The 17,039-nt window shown below is 63.2% G+C and carries 12 protein-coding genes and 1 pseudogene; 5 read left to right on the top strand and 8 right to left on the bottom strand.

All coding sequences use genetic code 11. From position 1 onward, the window contains the following. Window positions 1-58 precede the first annotated feature (58 nt). The 3 genes and pseudogenes from shc to hpnD all read right to left on the bottom strand — a co-directional run bounded on the left by shc (window position 59) and on the right by hpnD (window position 4,164). Window positions 59-2,038, bottom strand: coding sequence for a squalene--hopene cyclase (gene shc, locus P9292_RS14405; protein ID WP_309959671.1), 1,980 nt, complete (start codon window positions 2,036-2,038; stop codon window positions 59-61). Further along, a pseudogene (gene hpnE, locus P9292_RS14400) lies at window positions 2,038-3,316 on the bottom strand (hydroxysqualene dehydroxylase HpnE). The gene shc and the pseudogene hpnE overlap by 1 nt, the downstream one beginning before the upstream one ends. Continuing rightward, window positions 3,316-4,164: a presqualene diphosphate synthase HpnD gene (hpnD, locus tag P9292_RS14395; RefSeq protein WP_309959669.1), complete on the bottom strand. Its 849-nt coding sequence runs from the start codon at window positions 4,162-4,164 to the stop codon at window positions 3,316-3,318. Before hpnD ends, hpnE begins: the two are co-directional and overlap by 1 nt. Window positions 4,165-4,646: 482 nt before the next feature. Between hpnD and P9292_RS14390 the strand changes: the two genes are divergently transcribed. Beyond that, window positions 4,647-6,890, top strand: a complete 2,244-nt coding sequence (locus tag P9292_RS14390; RefSeq protein ID WP_309959667.1) for a response regulator — start codon at window positions 4,647-4,649, stop codon at window positions 6,888-6,890. A gap of 169 nt (window positions 6,891-7,059) precedes the next feature. Next, complete coding sequence (locus tag P9292_RS14385) at window positions 7,060-8,457, top strand: hypothetical protein (protein WP_309959665.1); 1,398 nt, start codon at window positions 7,060-7,062, stop codon at window positions 8,455-8,457. Between the two features lie 70 nt (window positions 8,458-8,527). Here P9292_RS14385 and P9292_RS14380 read toward each other — a convergent pair whose 3' ends face one another. Further along, a complete protein-coding gene (locus P9292_RS14380) occupies window positions 8,528-9,079 on the bottom strand; it encodes an NADPH-dependent FMN reductase (RefSeq protein ID WP_244828871.1) in 552 nt (183 codons plus the stop codon). 717 nt (window positions 9,080-9,796) lie between these two features. Between P9292_RS14380 and P9292_RS14375 the strand changes: the two genes are divergently transcribed. Continuing rightward, on the top strand, window positions 9,797-10,036 hold the full coding sequence (locus tag P9292_RS14375) for a DUF4148 domain-containing protein (protein ID WP_309959663.1): 240 nt from the start codon (window positions 9,797-9,799) through the stop codon (window positions 10,034-10,036). Between the two features lie 125 nt (window positions 10,037-10,161). Here the strand turns inward: P9292_RS14375 and P9292_RS14370 are convergent, their stop codons facing one another. Further along, a complete protein-coding gene (locus P9292_RS14370; RefSeq protein WP_309959661.1) occupies window positions 10,162-11,142 on the bottom strand; it encodes an AEC family transporter in 981 nt (326 codons plus the stop codon). 501 nt (window positions 11,143-11,643) lie between these two features. Between P9292_RS14370 and P9292_RS14365 the strand changes: the two genes are divergently transcribed. Next, window positions 11,644-12,213: a lipocalin family protein gene (locus P9292_RS14365; protein ID WP_309959659.1), complete on the top strand. Its 570-nt coding sequence runs from the start codon at window positions 11,644-11,646 to the stop codon at window positions 12,211-12,213. A gap of 6 nt (window positions 12,214-12,219) precedes the next feature. Here P9292_RS14365 and P9292_RS14360 read toward each other — a convergent pair whose 3' ends face one another. From P9292_RS14360 to P9292_RS14350, 3 genes are all read right to left on the bottom strand, one after another. Further along, on the bottom strand, window positions 12,220-13,443 hold the full coding sequence (locus tag P9292_RS14360; protein WP_309959657.1) for a serine hydrolase domain-containing protein: 1,224 nt from the start codon (window positions 13,441-13,443) through the stop codon (window positions 12,220-12,222). Between the two features lie 78 nt (window positions 13,444-13,521). After that, complete coding sequence (locus P9292_RS14355; protein WP_244828876.1) at window positions 13,522-13,776, bottom strand: hypothetical protein; 255 nt, start codon at window positions 13,774-13,776, stop codon at window positions 13,522-13,524. Between the two features lie 134 nt (window positions 13,777-13,910). Next, a complete protein-coding gene (locus P9292_RS14350; RefSeq protein WP_309959655.1) occupies window positions 13,911-15,341 on the bottom strand; it encodes a sigma 54-interacting transcriptional regulator in 1,431 nt (476 codons plus the stop codon). 296 nt (window positions 15,342-15,637) lie between these two features. On the opposite strand from P9292_RS14350, the gene P9292_RS14345 reads away from it, so the two are divergent. After that, on the top strand, window positions 15,638-17,038 hold the full coding sequence (locus P9292_RS14345; protein ID WP_250467590.1) for a GntP family permease: 1,401 nt from the start codon (window positions 15,638-15,640) through the stop codon (window positions 17,036-17,038). Window position 17,039: the final 1 nt, after the last annotated feature.

Here is a 17,039-nt window from a genome sequence, read left to right as displayed (position 1 = left end):
ACCGGCAAGCCGCCCGCCGCGTGGCGCAATGCGTGGAGCGAGCGCGCGTCGGGCGCGTTCACACGGCCGCCGTCACGCGCGTCAGGCCTTCACGCGTCATGTTGCGATATCGCGCGAGCGCCCACAGCGGAAAAAACTTGCGATAGCCGTGGTAGCGCAGATAAAACACGCGCGGAAAACCCGTCGCGGTGAAGCGCGTCTCGTCCCACAAACCGTGGCTTTGCTGCGTGCGAACGAGATAGTCGATACCGCGCGCCACCGCCGGGTGCTCGATCTGGCCCGCGGCCATCAGCCCGAGCACGGCCCACGCCGTTTGCGATGCCGTACTCGGCGCCTGTTCGTATCCGCGATAGTCGAGCTTGTAGCTTTCGCCGCCCTCGCCCCAGCCGCCGTCCGCGTTCTGAATGCGAATGAGCCATTCCGCGCCGCGCTTAACGCGCGAGTCGGTAGGCGCCGCGCCGGCCGCGTTCAGCGCGCACAACGCCGACCAGGTGCCGTAGATGTAGTTCATGCCCCAGCGGCCATACCAGCTTCCGTCGCGCTCCTGGTCCCTCACGATGTAGTCGTACGCGCGCCGCGCCGGTTCGCTGTTGGCGGGCGTTTCGCCGAGTTGCGCGAGCATGGAAAGGCAGCGCGCGGAGACATCGACGGTAGGTGGATCGAGCAGCGCGCCGTGGTCCGAAAACGGGATGTTGTTCAGATAGAACTGCGTGTTTTCCGGTTCGAACGCGCCCCAGCCGCCGTCGCTGCTTTGCATGCCGACGACCCATTCGCGTCCGCGCGAGATCGCTTCGGCGTAGATGGCCGAGCCGTTTTCGCGGTCCGCGCGTTCCATGGCCATGGCGACGACGGCGGTGTCGTCGACATCGGGGTAATGCGGGTTGGCGAACTGGAACGCCCAGCCGCCGGGCCGCACGTTCGGCCGGCGTGAAACCCAGTCGCCGCGCGTGTCGAGAATCTGCAGCGGCAAGAGCCATTCGAGACCGCGCCCGACCGCCGCGCGCGCCTTTGGCATGCCGGTTTCGAGCAGCGCATGCGCCACGAGCGACGTATCCCAGACGGGCGATAAACACGGTTGGCAGTACGCCTCGCCGTCCTCGGCTTCTTCGATGACGAGCAACTTGTCGAGCGACTTGCGTGCGATCGCGCGATGCGGATGCTCCGGCGGATACCCGAGCACGTCGTACATCATCACGGAATTGGCCATCGCCGGGAAAATGGCGCCCAGGCCGTCTTCGCCGTTCAGGCGTTCATCGACGAAACGCACGGCTTCCTCGATCGCGCGCTGACGGCCCGCTTTCGGGAACGCGTTGTCGGTTGCGCGCAAAACGGTGTCGACCACGCGGAAAAAGCCGAACCAGCCGCGGCTCTGATGCGGTGCGCGGCTCGGCATGCCGGTATTGACCGGCGCATCCAAGAACAGCTCGTCGATACGCACGCCACGCGGATTCTTCGCCACCGGCCGCTTCGCATTCAACACGAGCAGCGGCACGATGACCGTGCGCGCCCAATACGAGACCTTCGACAGATGGAACGGGAACCACATCGGCAGACGCGTGATTTCGACGGGCATCATCGGCACCGCGCGCCACGACACGACGCCGAAAAGCGCCAGCAAAATGCGCGTGAACACGTTGACCTTTTCCGCGCCGCCAGCGGCGAGAATCGCGCTCCGGGCGCGCTGCATATGCTCCGCGTCGGGCGAATCGCCGATCATCTTCAGCGCGAAATACGCCTTGACGGTGGCGCTGACGTCCATCGCGCCGTCGGTGAAGAGCGGCCAGCCGCCGTCCGCGCGCTGGATACGGCGCAGATAGCGGCCGATCTTCGCTTCGAGCGTCGGATTCGCTTCCTCGCCGAGATAGTGGACGAGCAGCACGTATTCAGCCGGGATGGTTGCGTCGGCTTCGAGTTCGTACAGCCAGTAGCCTTCGGGATGTTGCGCCGCGAGTAGCGCATCGGTGGCTTCGGTGACGGCATGGTCCAGCGCGGCTTTCGATACCGGCGCGCCCACGGCCGACAGGGATAAATCGTTCATCAGCGTTCCATCGATGGGTTCATCAGCACGTCCGCCGCCTTCTGGCCGGAGCGAATCGCGCCCTCGATCGTCGCGGGCAGACCGGTCGCCGTCCAGTCGCCCGCGAGCGTGAAGTTGTTCCAGCGCGTGCGCGTCGCGGCCCGCAAACCTTCCTGCGACGGCACGGCGGCAAATGTTGCGTGCGGGTCGGCCACGACCTGCCAGGGCGGCATGGGCACGGCGGACATCCGCACCGCACGCGCCACTTCCTGCCAGACCGTGTGCGCGAGTTCGTCGTGCGGCGTCGCGAGCAAGTGATCCGCAGCAGCGATTGTCGCGCTCAGTCTGCCGTCGTTGGCGAATAGCCAATTAGCCGTGCCGTTGACGAGACAGGTGATCGGCCCGAGATCGGCCGGCGCATCGACCGCGAAATGCACGGTGACGATGGCGCGAAACTCGTCCGGCGCGACGAGATCCGGCACGAGGCGACGCGCGGTTTCGGACGGCGTGGCAAGCACGAGACCATCGCCCGGTGCGAGCACGACCGGCTCGGCGCGATCTTCGAAAGCGATGGAGCTTACCCGTTCCTGCGAATCCGTGCCCGAAAAGGCGATACCCGCCACGCGCGCGCCCAGCCGGATGTCCGCGCCGCCGTACTGCAAAAGCCGCAGCGCGGGTTCGACGAAAGCATGCGCAAGCCCGTTACGCGCGATGAGCGGCAGGGCATGCCTGTCCGCCCGCCGCGACCGTCTCGCGCAACAGATTGGCGGCAAGCGCCGCGCTGGCTTCGGCGGGCTCGGTGTTGAGCATGGCGTGCAAGAGCGGGCGCACGAGCGCGTCCCACACGGGGCCCTTGGCGCGCATCGATTCCCCGACGGTGCGGCCCGGCTTCGCAAAGAAAAGCGGCAACAGCGCGAAGTAGTCGGCGGGCTGAGTGTCTGGCGTGCGGGCGTTGGCGTCGAAAATCCAGCGCGGCAGGCGTCCCGGCGACATGCGAATGGTCCACGCCGCGCCATTGGCAAAATCGAAGAAAGGGTAGTCGGGCTGGCTCGGGCCGATGAGCGTATCGGCGGAACCGATCGCACGCAAAAAGCCCAACGCCGCATGGTTGCCGGACAGCAGCAGATGATTGCCGTTGTCGATGGTCGCGCCGAGTCTCACGTCGAAATAGGAACGGCAGCGGCCGCCCGCATGCGCCGCCGCCTCGTGAAGCACGACGCGCGCGCCGCGCCGTTGCGCCTGAACTGCTGCGGCAAGGCCCGCCAGGCCGGCGCCGACGACGTGTACCAGCCGTGACATCAGAGAAGATTGCGCGCGACGATCCACAGCAGCCGCGCACGCGGCGTGCGCACGCGCGTGCGCGGCAGGTCGAAGCCGCGTTTCAGATTGGCGTCGAGCACGGCGTGATACGCCGCCGACATGATGCGCGGCGCGCGCACTTCGTGGCGCGGCGAAGCGGCCATGATCGTGTCCGACTGCGCGTAATGCCCTTTGGCGCGTTCGGCGATGACGGCGCACACGCGCGGCAGGCGCGCATCGGCGACGATACTCGCCGCGTCGCTCGTCGAGATGCCTTCGCGCGCGAGCAGTTCGCGCGGCAGGTAGACGCGGCCGATGCCCGCGTCTTCGTCGATATCGCGCAGGATGTTCGTCAGCTGCAGCGCGCGGCCAAGATGGTGTGCAAGCCGTCGCCCGGCGTCCTCATGCATCCCGAAGATTCTCACCGATAGCCGGCCCACCGCGCTTGCCACGCGGTCGCAATAGAGGTCGAGCGTGGCTTCGTCGGGCGCGACGATGTCGCATGCGGCGTCCATGGCCATGCCGTCGATGACAGCGTGGAAGTCGTCGCGGGAGAGCTGGAAAGCCTGGATGTGACGCGTGAGCGGTTCGAGCGTTTTTCGCGGCGCACCGGCATAGCACGCGTCGATGTCTTCGCGCCAGCGGTCGAGCGCGATTGCGCGTTCGCGGCGCGGCAAGTTGCCTTCGTCGGCGATATCGTCGACCGCGCGGCAAAAAGCGTAGATCTGATACATCGCGTCCCGCTGGTCGGCGGGCAGGATGCGCATCGCGAGATAAAACGAGCTGCCGGATGACGCCTTCGCGGCATCGGGAGCAGATTCGTCAGCGATGGTGTGGGAAACGGCCAAGACGGACTCCGCGAGTTCTTTCGCTATCGCGCCCCGAGGGCGAATTGTTGGATGACGCCAGCCTCGACGATTCCGGGTGCGCGCGGAACGGCTTGGCGCTGAGTGGATCGAGTCGATGAATGCCGGCGGGCCGGTGGCAAGTACGCCGGAAGCGGCAAAGAGTATAACAATTCTTTGGCGATCGAGCCTGCGCCTTGACCGACGTGGCTTTCAGCGGCGTGGCTTTCAGCGGCGTTACTTGCACGCGTGACTCGAGCGCTTGCATGCGGCGGCATCGTATTTACCTGCATACCCTCCACTCTGGTAATGTCGCTAGTCCTGCGCGCACGCACGTTCTCAACCCAAATCGGCATTCTTCGTGCTTGCCCGAACCGGTTACTCCACAGCCCAATCCGTTCAAGTGCTTTGGAACACTGTGAACGAAGCGTTCAACGCTTCGAACGACACGCGCGCGCGTAAAGTTTTCCACTTCGCTGCCAAATATGACGCTGCAACGTGAGGAGTCCGACGCCGATCCTGCCGCCGAACAGAGGCAGGATGAACCGCCATTCCCGGTGGTTCCCGAGCGCAACTTCGCCGCGCAGCGCCTGACGCTTTATGCGTTGCTCGTCGCCGCCATTCTGCTGCCCTGCATTTACGTGGCAGTCACCGCATACACCGACTATCACGACCGCGAGGCGCTCGCCGCCGAAACCGTCGCCCGCAATGCACGCGTCGCCGAAGAGCACGCGCTCAAGGTCTTCGATCTCAACGTCACGCTGAACGAACGTATCGTCGATCTGCTCGATGGACTCGACGACGAACCGATCCGCCGCGACAGTCGTCTCATCCACGACCGTCTCAAGATGATGAGCAACAACTATCAGCAAGTCGCTGCCGTTTCGGTGTTTGGCGCCGACGGCAAGCTGCTCGTGACGAGCTGCACCTGGCCGACGCCCGATGTGTCCGTCGCGACGCGCGAGGACTTCGGTGGCATGCGCGACGACCGCAGCATCGAACAGATTTCGCGCGTGATGCTCGGGCGCGTGGCGGGCGAACAGGTCTTCAACACGGCGGTCGTGCGACGCACCGACAAGGGCAAGTTCAACGGCATCGTGTCGATTGCGCTGCGTCCTGCTTATTTCAACGCGTTCTATCGCGAACTCCTCGGCGACAGTCCGACCGTTTCGCTCGGCCTTGCACGCAGCGATGGCGAAGTGCTCGCGTGGTATCCGCAACGGCCGCCCGACCGCATGGCGCTCGCGGCCAGTTCGCCCTTGCGCGAGGCATATCGCGCGGGACGGCGCAGCGGCGTCGTGGAGATGATGTCCGGGCTCGACAACGAGCTGAAGATCGTCGCGTTCCGCAGGGTGGGCGGCTATCCGGTCTATGTGTCGAGCGGCTATCCGATCTCCACGTTATGGGCCGAGTGGTATCGGCATTTGAGCGTGCTCGCGTTGTCGATTTTCGCGCCTTGCATCGTGCTGTGGGGCGTCATCGGGCAATCGCTGCGGCGTCTCGCCATCGAGGAAGAAGCGTGGGAACGCTGGCAAGCCGAAGCGTCGATGCGGCGCTCGATCGAATCTGCCTACCGGCAGGCGCGCAAGATGGAAGCGCTCGGCAATCTCGTTGGCAGCGTGGCGCACGACTTCAACAATCTGCTGATGATCGTCTCGACCAACGTGCAGATCGCGCGACGGCGCGGCGCGCCCGGTCTTGAACGTGAACTCTCCGCGATGGAACGCGCGCTCAAGAGCGGACAGTCGCTCACGCGGCAATTGCTCGGCGTGGCGCGCAAGCAGCCATTGCGCAGCGAAACCATTGCCATCGGCAAATGGGTGCCGGCGGGGCGCGAACTGCTGCGCGCGTCGCTTGGCGCGAAGGTCGCGCTCCACGTCGAAGTGACCGCGGATGTCTGGCCCGTGCGCGTCGACCCCGCCGAGCTGGAGCTTGCGCTCATCAACGTCGCGGTCAACGCGCGCGACGCGATGCCAAGCGGCGGCACGTTCACCGTGCGCGCCGACAACGTGCGCTTCCGTCACGAAGACGGCTTTCCGATCACCGGCGATTTCGTTCAGGTCACGCTGGAAGACACGGGCTTCGGCATGAGTTCCGAAGTTTTGGGCCGCGCATTCGAGCCGCTTTTCACGACCAAGCCGAAAGGCATGGGCACCGGTCTCGGCTTGCCGCAGGTGTTTGCGTTTTGCGAGCGCGCGGGCGGACTCGCGACTATCGACAGCGCAATCGGCGCGGGAACGGCGGTGCGTCTTTATCTGCCGCGCGCGGCCGCTGAGGCCGAGGCCAACGCGGCGGTAAAAGACGAACCCGCCGTGGTCAAGGAGACCGAAGGCTTGCGCGTGTTGCTCGTCGAGGACAACGAGGAAGTGGCCGCCGGCACCGAGGCGCTGCTCGCCATGATGGGTCATCACGTGAGCTACGTATTCAACGCCGATACCGCCGTCACCGTGCTCGAAGGCGCGCGCGAAGCGTCCGAATTTCCCTTCGATGTCGTGCTCTCCGACATCCACATGCCGGGCAAGATGAGCGGCATCGACCTCGCGGAAATGCTGCAACGCTTCGAGCCGCGCATCCCCGTGATTCTCGTCACGGGTTACGCGGAAGAACTGGACCGCGCCCGTCACGTCGATGCGCGCGTGCTGTCTAAACCATTCGATATCGCGCTGCTCGACGCCTTGCTGCACGAGATTCGCGAACGTCTCAACGAAGCTCGGGCAATCGGCCGCTGATCTGCTTTTTGTACCAGTTTTGTAAAAGCGCCTTGCGTGATCCATCGCTGCGAGCCTTGCCAGACGCGCCACGGCGCATCCGGCACGCTCGTTGCGTGACGGGCAAACATGCACGGCAACCTCGCAACGTTGCCGATTTCGAAGTTCCGCCCATCCGCAGGAGGCGTATATGCGACACACCGTCATCGGAGTTTTCGACACCTACGCGCAGGCCGAGGACGCACGCTCGGCCCTCGTTACAGCGGGCTTCCCGCGCGCTGATATCGAGTTGCAAGCGAATCCAAAACGCGACGATGCCGCCGAGCCGTCCGTCATGCCCGATGCCCAAACGCACGCCGAACCAGGCGTGCTGGCGAACATCGAGCGCTTCTTCAGCATGCTTTTCGGCGGGCGCGATCACCCGCCAGAAGTCGCGCATTATTCGGAAGCCGTGCGTCGTGGCGCAGTGCTCGTAGCCGTCGATACCCCGAGCGAAGAGCAAGCCGATGTCGCCCGCGCGACGCTTGCGGATCAAGGCGCGATCGATATCGATGAGCGCGCCGCAAGCTGGTCCACGCTCGAACACGGCACCGCGATGCCGCAAGCCGGCGTGGATGACCGCGATCATTCGATACTCGACGAACTGGGACTCGGACGCGGCAGTGCAGTGCCGGGCCGCGAGCCGGTGAACGATGCGCGCATGGACGCAACGCGCGCCCGCGCTTATCCGCGCACCGACGCAGCAAACCCGGCGACGGGCGCCGCCGCCGATCCGCTGCTCGACCCGCTTGCCGATCCGCTCGGCGACCCGTTGACGCGCCGCGATGCCGCCGCACTGGGTGCACGCGACTTCGTGAGCGACCCGGCAGACGATTCGCTGATGCCGCATGCCGGTACGACGCGTCACGAGACGACGCAGTACACGCAAGTCGAGACGCGCACCGCCGCCGATCCGCTGTCGGGCCGCGATCCCGTCACTGGCCGCGATCCGCTCGCCACCACTGGCATGGACCCGCTCGCTGCCCGCGACCCGCTGACCGGCACGCCGGCCGACCCGCTTGCCGCCCGTGACGAACTCTCGGGCGAATCGCTTTCGGAGCGCGACGCTCTTGCCGGTCGCGATCCGCTGCGTTCGGGCAACATGGGCGATCCGCTGCCCGGCGTACGCACCGATAACGCCGCCGACTGGCGTCCGGTCGAACCGCTGAGCCCGCTCGATGAACCCGCGCAGATTCGAAGCGGCACGCTGAGTCAAAGCCAGTCGCAATCGATGGGCGCGATGGGTTCACCGGCTGGAACGGCTGCTGTGCCGAACGAGTACATGGAATATGAGGAAGACTTCCGCGCCGACTACGACACCCGCTACGCTGCAACCGGCGAGCCGTACGAGGATTATCAAGGCGCGTATCGGTACGGCGCCACGCTCGGCAACGACGACCGCTTCCGCAGCCGCGCATGGGACGATCAGATGGAATATGAGATGCGCCGTGAGTGGGAGACGCGCCATCCGGAAGACGGAACCTGGGAGCGCTTCAAGGCTGCCGTGCGTCATGGTTGGGATCGCGTGACGGGACATCATCACGTCTAAGTGCAAAACGCTTCACGCAATAACGAATCGGCTCGCACGCGCGGGCCGATTCGTTTTGGAACACGCCTTCTTATCCGGCGATTTTCTTGACCCACGCGACGTATTTATCAACGAAGGTTTGCAGATACTTGCGCGTGTCGTCGCTGACGATTGCGCCGTTCGCATCGATACGCGAGTCATCGTGCTTGATGTACATCTCGGGCTGACCGAGCATCGCAATGTCGAGATACGCGCACACGCCACGCAGATGCGACTGCGCGATAGCCGTACCGATCGCGCCCACCGAGGTGCCGATCACCGCGCCCGGCTTGCCGCCCCAGGCGCTTTGGCCCCACGGCCGCGAACCCCAATCGATCGCATTCTTGAGCACGCCCGGAATCGAGCGGTTGTATTCCGGCGTGACGAAAAGGAGCGCGTCTGCTTCCGAGATCTTCTGCTTGAATTTCACCGCGACTTCGGGATAGTCGCTGTCGTAGTCCTGGCTGTACAACGGCAGGCTGGCAATATCGAGATGCTCGAACGAGAAATCTTCCGGTGCGAGCGATTCGACTGCGTGCGCAAGCCGCCGGTTGAACGACTCCCGTCGCAGACTTCCGACGACCACCGCAATCTTGTAGGCCATGAGGTTTTGCTCCATGAAGGATGCCAACAAATCCGCGTGCGAAAACACGACGCGGCTTCGAGTCAACATCATAGGCGAGCCGTCTGACCGCCGTCACGAACCAAACAGACTGCCTATTTTTGCGATGATTTGAGCAACCCAGTTCCCCCCGCATTGTTGCGAGGTTTGTGGCCGATTATCCCCACTGTTATCCACAGAAACTGTGGATAACTCGGTGTTTGCCGGAAAGATGGTTCGAAAATGTTACTTTGACGAAACATTCCCGCGATAAGAGCATGATTTCAGTGCGTTCGACCCGCTGCGCCTCGGCAGATCAGTGGCCGAAAAACACGCTGCATTGCGATGCGGGACCTTGGCACGATGTCGGATTCGAATCGGCGGCTTGCGCTGCACCGACTGCCGAAAAAAGGGCCAGCGACGCGAGGACTGCAGAAAGAAGGCGCTTCATTTGACATGAGTGTTTAGCCGACCGTGTTCGATCGATGCCGTGACTCTATCTATGAAGCATCCGCATAAAAAGCCCACAAAGCTCAATTTATTCTTACCAGCATGGTAAGAATCACGCTTGGTAACGCTCGCCAACCTGCGATTCGTGCGCCAGCATTCAACCATTCCCGACAACAATGTGTTGGCTCAATAGGTATTTTTGTCCAATAGGAAAACTCCTAGACTTTTCTCAAGCGTCAACCGGACGCAAGCGAATCCAGGAGTTCTTCCATGAAAAACACACTTATCGGCGGCCTGCTCATCTCGGCGCTTTTTGCAACGGCTCCGGCCTTCGCTCAATCAACTTACGGTGCAAAGTCGCGTGCGGAAGTGAAAGCGGAACTGGCGAGCGCCCGTCGCGCCGGCGATCTCGAAGCGGTCAACGCATTGAGCTATCCGCAACTGCGGCCGTATCAGGAACGTCATGCGCAAGTGCGAGCCAACACTCGCAACGATGGCAGCGCACAGTAATTAAGGACAGGCAGAACAAACCGGCCCTCCTCCACCATCGAACAGAAGGTGGCTTTGCCCGACGCCCGCGCGCCGGGCATTTTTTATCGCGGGCGAGCGACGGGTCGAATGCGGGCGAAGCCGGTTCAAAGCAGCACGGTCAGACAAAACTGCACGGTGACGAGCGAGAGCACCGTGGAAAACAGAATGGCGCTCGAAGTGACGCCGCCATCGCGTCGATAAAACTCCGCGAGCATGAACGGACCGGTGCCGGTTGGCAGCGCGCTCAAAATCACGGCGGTCTTCGACCATAGCGGCGGCATGCTGAAGACATGAAACGCCAGCCAGTAAGTCAGCAAGGGCTGCGCGATCAATTTGAGCGTGACGAGTGCGCCCGTCGTTCGAAGACTGCGCGCCTCGCCTTTCGCGCCGAGAAAGAGTCCGAGCGCAACCAGCGCACAAGGACTCGCCGCGCCGCCCAGCAGCTTTAGAAATGCTTCGGCGCCATCCGGCACGTGCGCGCCCGAACCGCTCAGCAACGTGCCCGCAAGCGGCGCGATCAAAACAGGGTTCTTGCCAAGCGACTTCGCCACGCGCCATAGCGTCCAGAAGATGTGCTTTTCGCTTTGCAAGCCGAGTTCGATCAGCACGATCGCCACCGCGAACAGCACGCACACAGTGATGATCGTTGCGATGACGGCGGGCGCGAGACTTTCCTTGCCGAACGCCAGCAAACAAAGCGGCAAGCCGACGAAACCGGTATTCGCATAAGCAGCGTTGAGTCCGTCGATGCTGGCATCGGCGAGCGGACGCGCACGCACGAGCCGCGCGATAAGCGTTAGCACGAACACCACGGCTGACCCGATGCCGAACACCGCGATGAACGCCGGTTGATCGAGCATGCTCCACGGCGTCCTGGACATCGTGTCGAAGAGCAACGCGGGCAACGCGAGATAGACGACGAAGCGGTTCAGTTCCGATGCGGCGGCGGGACCGAGCTTGTTGAGCTTGCGGCACGCGTAGCCCGCGAAGATGAGTCCGAAGACCGGCAGGATGATGGTGAAAAGCGGCGTGAGAAGCGAAGACAGCGAAGAGAAAGCGAAATGCAGATGATCCGGCGATGGCATGACAAGGCTTCAACAGAAAAGAGCCGAGAGAATACCCGCTGTCAAAAAGGTGAGGCATTTCGGGAGCGGTGTGATGGTGAGCCGCGAGATCCGCCCAAGCTCACGCTTCAAAGTTTATCCGTACCGCGAAACGTTTTAATGTGCTCTAAGTTCTGTCGACAAGCCGTTGTTCTGTAACGTTTTCATCTTGACGTCGAAAAGTGCCAACCAGCACGCCAATTCGACCCTGGAAGACCGCTGATGCGCTCCGTCCGTACAGCCGTTTGCCTGAGGTGAGCGAATACAGGAGCGCGTCAAAACGACTAGTCGAATCGACCTCGGTTTAGATTTCGACGAACGAAAAACGATATGGGACAAGGAGTTGCATTCTATGCTGCAACCTCGGAAGACATGCAAAAGCCTCTTCCGACGCTCGACAGGTGAGGCTTTCCGGGAGTGCAAAAACATCGGAATGAAGTTTGCTCAATGCTAGGTCTTCGCAATCAAAAGCAGACGCGCAACATGAAAATCAGAAGTCCATGGATCTACGGCGCCGCTGCGCTCATCACGCTTGGCGGCGTTGCGGCGCTTGCGGCATGCGCCTCGAACGGCGCACGCAAGAGCGGCAACGAGAATGTGCCCGAGCCTTCGAAGGCTGTCGATCTCGATCGATACCTCGGCCACTGGCATGAGTTCGCCCGCTACGAAAACCGCTTCGAACGCGGCTGCGAGGGCGTGACCGCGAACTATGCGCGTCGCGAAGACGGGCTCGTCTCGGTCATCAACGCATGCCACGAAGGCGGCTTGAGCGGGCCATATAAAACATCGGAAGGACGCGCGAAGATCGTTGCGGGATCGAACGGAACGAAGCTGAAGGTGTCGTTTTTCGGGCCGTTCTATGTCGGCGACTATTGGATTCTCGATCACGCCGACGACTACAGCTGGTCCATCGTCGGCGAACCGACCGGCCGCTATCTGTGGATTCTGACGCGCGACGCGCGGCCATCGCCCGATATGCGGCGCTCGCTGATTGAGCGCACGCGCGCACTCGGCTACGACGTGACGATGCTGCGGGAGACGCAGCAAAGCTGACAACGGTCAGTCGTCGAGAGCCGCATACACGAGCCGCTCGTACTCGCGCGCGAGCGGGAACGGTTCGAGCGCACGCCGCTGAATGAGCATGATGCCGATCATGTCCTCGACGGGATCGGCAAACCAGCTTGTTCCAAGCGCGCCCGGCCAACTGAACGAACCCGTCGAACGATATCCCGCAGGCAATTGAAACGCCGGATTGTCGACAACCGACAGCCCGAGGCCGAAACCCTGCGCGCGCCACAATGGATAGCCGAACGCCGGGATCTCGCGCTGCGCAGGCGTGAGAAAGTTAGAGCGCATCAAGTCGACGGACTTGTGCGACAGAAGCCGCGGACCTGCTGCGCGCTCTTTAGCATCGCCTTGCAGACGGCCGCGTCCAAGCAACACGCGCGCGAAACGCAGATAGTCGTCGGCGGTGGACACGAGCCCGCCGCCACCGCTTTGATAACGCGCGGCGTCGATCCAACGGCTCGACGAAGGATGATCCTCCACCACTGGTTGCGCGCCCGGGGAATCGACGACATAGGACGTCGCAAGCCGCGTCGCCTGTTCGGGCGTCACGGCAAAAGCCGTGTCGTGCATGCCAAGCGGCTCGAAGATGCGCGTGCGGAAGAACTCGCCGAGCGGCATGCCTGACACGCGCTGCACCAGCGCGCCGAGTACATCCGTGGACACGCCGTACTGCCAGCGCTCGCCGGGATGAAACATCAACGGAATTCTGGCGACGTGTTCCAGCCAACTCGCGGGATCGACCATCGCATCGAAGCCGTTGAATACGCTCTCGTACGCGGCGGCGAGTTCGCCCGTCGCGGTGAAGTGATATGCGAAGCCCGCGCGATGAGTGAGCAAGTCGAGCAGCGTGATTTGCGTGCGCGCCGGTTCGGTCTGCGAGAGCGGGCCTTCGGGGTCGAGCATCACCTGCGCGTTCGCCAGTTCGGGCAACCACTTCGCCACCGGCGCTTCGAGCGCAAGACGGCCTTCCTCGACCAGCATGAGCGCGGCGACGCTCGTCACCGGCTTGGTCATCGACGCAATGCGAAACAGCGTGTCGCGCGTCATCGGGGTGCGCGTGCCGGTGTCGCGCCAGCCGAGCGCATCCACTTGTGCAATCTCGCCGCGCCGCCAGGTGAGCGTGACGATGCCCGCGACCTCACCGGAATCGACGAAGCGTTGCATGGCGGCGCGCATTTCGGCAAGGCGCGCGGAATCGAAACCGGCGTTGGACATCGGTGCTCCTTCGAAGAACAGAGAAAGACGCCGCATGCGGCATCACGCTTCGATGAGGAAGCGCGCGACGGGTTCCAGCTAGTTTGCCTTGCAGGCGATCAACAAGCCGTTCTGGTTGTCGGCGCTGGATTGTTCGAGCACGTCGTAGCCGCCCGGGCAGGCGACCTTCGCGTTGTCGGTGCAAAGACGCCAGCCACCGTAGGCCGGGCATTGCACGAGCTGAGTGGGACGGCCATCGGCTGAGAAAAGAGGCGGCGCGCTGCTGCATCCGGCGAGTGCCCATGCACTCGCGGCGAGCATCACGGAAAAGCCGATCGCAGTGCCGAGTTTCATCCCTTACCCCTTGTTTTCAGTCGTTATTTTCGATGTCGATGCCTTCGCGAGTATGCCACGCCGGCCTTTCGCGACGATTGCCGCAAATGTGCGCGCGCTCACGTTTGACACAATCTCACATGCCTTTACATGTCCTATACGTCGATGCCCAACGCGGCGATCTTCTTGTAAAGCGTCGCCCGCCCGATGCCGATGCGTTCCGCCGTTTCCGCCACGCGGCCATTGTTCGCGCGCAGGGCGTCGGACAGGAAGCGACGTTCGAAGTCGGTCATCGCGGCGGCATAGGGCATGGACGCGCTTTCGATTGGCGGCGCGGGCGCGGCCGGTGTCGAATCGATGAAGCCTGCGAGCGCGCGGGCATCGATATGTTCGCTATCGGAAAGCATGAGTGCGCGTTCGAGCGTGTTGCGAAGCTCGCGCACGTTGCCCGGCCAGGCGTAACCGGCTAGCAGCCGCAGCGCGTTTTCATGCAGCACGAACTGGCGGATGCGGCCCGTGCGCGCCTCGCCCGACAGGTCTTCGAGAATGGCATAGGCGAGCGCTTCGATATCGCCCGGACGCTCGCGCAAGGGCGGCGCGTGAATGGTCAGCACGTTCAGGCGATAAAACAGGTCCGCGCGAAAGCGCCCCGCCGCGACGAGCGCGGGCAGATCGGCGGAAGTCGCGGCGATGATGCGAACATCCGCCCGCACGATGCGGTTCGACCCGAGCGGCTCGAACTCCTTGTCCTGCAGCACGCGCAAGAGTTTGCCCTGCAACGGCAGCGGCATGTCGCCGATTTCATCGAGGAACAGCGTGCCGCCATCGGCGAGTTCGAATTTGCCGACGCGTCCCTTGCGCTCCACGCCGGTGTACGCGCCAGGTGCCGCGCCGAAGAACTCGACTTCGAGCAAGGTATCGGGAATCGCGGCCACGTTGACGGTGACGAGCGGCTTCGCGGCGCGTGTCGAGGCACCGTGGATCGCGTGTGCAAGCAGCTCCTTGCCGGTGCCGGTTTCGCCGAGCAGCAAGACCGGCGAGTCGACGAGCGCCGCGCGCCGCGCTTGCCGCTTCACTTCGAGACTCACCGCACTCGTGCCGACGAAGCTCGCGAAGGTGTACTTGGCGCGCCGCGCCTGCGCGAGCGACTGGCGCGTCGCGATGAGTTCCTGCTGCACGCGCGAGTAATGCGCGAAAAGCGGCGTGAGCGCTTTCATCTCGTCGAAGAGCGCGAAGCCGATGGCGCCAACGGTCGCGCCCTGCTCGTCCTTCAGCGGCAAACGCGTGACGACGAGCGGTTCGCGGTCGGTCTCCAGCACGTCGAGCAGAATCGGCTTGCCGGTCGCGACGACTTCGCGCATCAGGCTATTGGGAATGACCGCTTCGCAATCGAGGCCGATCACGTCGGTGGGATCGGGGAAACCGAAGCGCGCCGCGTAGCGCTTGTTGATCCAGACGACGCGGGCGTCCGCATCGACGATGAAGGTGCCTTCGCTCAAATTTTCGAAGGTCTTGAAAAGCGATTCCATCGCGCGGCGCATGACGTCGCTATAGTCCAGGGGAACGTTGATCCAGTCATTGAGCATGCTGCGTTTGTCTCCGATATCTCTTTATCGAGACAGGATATCTCAAACGGGAGACTGCCTGCATTGGGGCAATCTGCTAGGCTTCGAGGCGCTCGACCGACCGTGACGCGCGAGAGTTTGTCTCGGCACAGAGACATTCCGAATGCATTTGCGGCCTTCATGCATGGTCAAACGAGCGCAAAGCCCTGTGACTACGCGGATGGCACGGAAGCTGCATTTGCCCGCGCGGCGCGCGATCAATCGCGTCGAGGGTCTTCAAGAGAGACCCGTGATAACAAAACATCAATGGAGACTCCATGTCGTTCATCATCGTGCTCGCCGCCCTGGCGTTCCTGATGCTGGCCGCTTATCGCGGTTACAGCGTCATTCTTTTCGCGCCGATCGCCGCTCTCGCGGCTGTTCTGCTGACCGATCCGGCAGCCGTCGCGCCCGTGTTTTCGGGCATCTTCATGGAGAAGATGGTTGGCTTCGTCAAGCTGTACTTCCCGGTGTTCCTGCTTGGCGCGGTGTTCGGCAAGGTCATCGAACTGTCGGGATTCTCGGAGTCGATCGTTGCCGCCGCGATTCGCTATATCGGCAAGTCGCGCGTCAATGCGGTGATCGTCGCGGTGTGCGCGCTGCTCACGTACGGCGGCGTGTCACTGTTCGTGGTCGTGTTCGCCGTGTATCCGTTCGCGGCGGAGATGTACAGGCAGAGCAATATTCCCAAGCGCCTGATGCCGGGCGCGATTGCACTCGGCGCGTTCTCGTTCACGATGGATTCGCTGCCGGGCACGCCGCAGATTCAAAACATCATCCCGACGACGTTCTTCAAGACGACTGGCTGGGCCGCGCCGTGGCTCGGCGTGATCGGCTCGGTGTTCATCATCGTGGTGGGACTGACGTTTCTCGAATGGCGCCGCCGCCGCGCGATGGCCACGGGCGAAGGCTACGGCACCTCGCTCGTGAACGAGCCCGAGCGCGTCGAGTCGACCAATCTGCCGAATCCGGCGCTGGCGATTGCGCCGCTGATTCTCGTGGGCGTCGCCAACTTCGCGCTCACGAAGTGGATTCCGACGTGGTACGGCGCGAGCTATACCATCGCGCCGGAAGTGCTGCCCGGCGTGCATGCGCCCGTGACCACGGCCGTCAAGACGGTCGTCGCGATCTGGGCAGTCGAAGGCGCGCTGCTGCTCGGCATCGTGCTCGTGTTGCTGACGGCTTTCTCGCGCGTGAAAGATCGCTTCGCCACGGGCACGCGCGTAGCCGTCGCGGGCGCTTTGCTCGCGGCGATGAACACGGCGTCGGAATATGGCTTCGGTGGCGTGATCGCCGCGTTGCCGGGTTTTCTCGTCGTCTCCGATGCGCTGAAGAGCATTCCGAATCCGCTCGTCAATGCGGCGGTATCGGTGAGTTCGCTCGCGGGCATCACGGGGTCGGCGTCGGGTGGCATGAGTATCGCGCTGGCCGCCATGTCCGATACCTTCATCAAGGGCGCCGAAGCCGCACATATTCCGCTGGAAGTTCTGCACCGCGTCGTGGCCATGGCAAGCGGCGGCATGGACACCTTGCCGCACAACGGCGCCGTCATCACGCTGCTCGCGGTGACGGGTCTGACGCATCGGGAGTCGTATCGCGACATCTTTGCGGTGACGGTCATCAAGACGCTCGCGGTGTTCTTCGTGATCGCGGTGTATTACATGACGGGGCTGGTTTGAG

Origin of the sequence: Caballeronia sp. LZ001 (genome assembly GCF_031450875.1) — a bacterium.
In the GTDB taxonomy this organism is placed as follows: Bacteria; Pseudomonadota; Gammaproteobacteria; order Burkholderiales; family Burkholderiaceae; genus Caballeronia.
This window is presented reverse-complemented; position numbering and strand designations above follow the sequence as displayed.

Excerpts from the sequence above, each read along its gene's own strand:
- P9292_RS14345 (WP_250467590.1), top strand. The coding sequence starts at position 15,638 with ATGTCGTTCATCATCGTGCTCGCCGCCCTGGCGTTCCTGATGCTGGCC.
- P9292_RS14375 (WP_309959663.1), top strand. The coding sequence starts at position 9,797 with ATGAAAAACACACTTATCGGCGGCCTGCTCATCTCGGCGCTTTTTGCA.
- P9292_RS14380 (WP_244828871.1), bottom strand. The coding sequence starts at position 9,079 with ATGGCCTACAAGATTGCGGTGGTCGTCGGAAGTCTGCGACGGGAGTCG.
- shc (WP_309959671.1), bottom strand. The coding sequence starts at position 2,038 with ATGAACGATTTATCCCTGTCGGCCGTGGGCGCGCCGGTATCGAAAGCC.
- P9292_RS14370 (WP_309959661.1), bottom strand. The coding sequence starts at position 11,142 with ATGCCATCGCCGGATCATCTGCATTTCGCTTTCTCTTCGCTGTCTTCG.
- P9292_RS14360 (WP_309959657.1), bottom strand. The coding sequence starts at position 13,443 with ATGTCCAACGCCGGTTTCGATTCCGCGCGCCTTGCCGAAATGCGCGCC.
- P9292_RS14350 (WP_309959655.1), bottom strand. The coding sequence starts at position 15,341 with ATGCTCAATGACTGGATCAACGTTCCCCTGGACTATAGCGACGTCATG.
- P9292_RS14365 (WP_309959659.1), top strand. The coding sequence starts at position 11,644 with ATGAAAATCAGAAGTCCATGGATCTACGGCGCCGCTGCGCTCATCACG.
- P9292_RS14390 (WP_309959667.1), top strand. The coding sequence starts at position 4,647 with ATGACGCTGCAACGTGAGGAGTCCGACGCCGATCCTGCCGCCGAACAG.
- P9292_RS14385 (WP_309959665.1), top strand. The coding sequence starts at position 7,060 with ATGCGACACACCGTCATCGGAGTTTTCGACACCTACGCGCAGGCCGAG.
- P9292_RS14355 (WP_244828876.1), bottom strand. The coding sequence starts at position 13,776 with ATGAAACTCGGCACTGCGATCGGCTTTTCCGTGATGCTCGCCGCGAGT.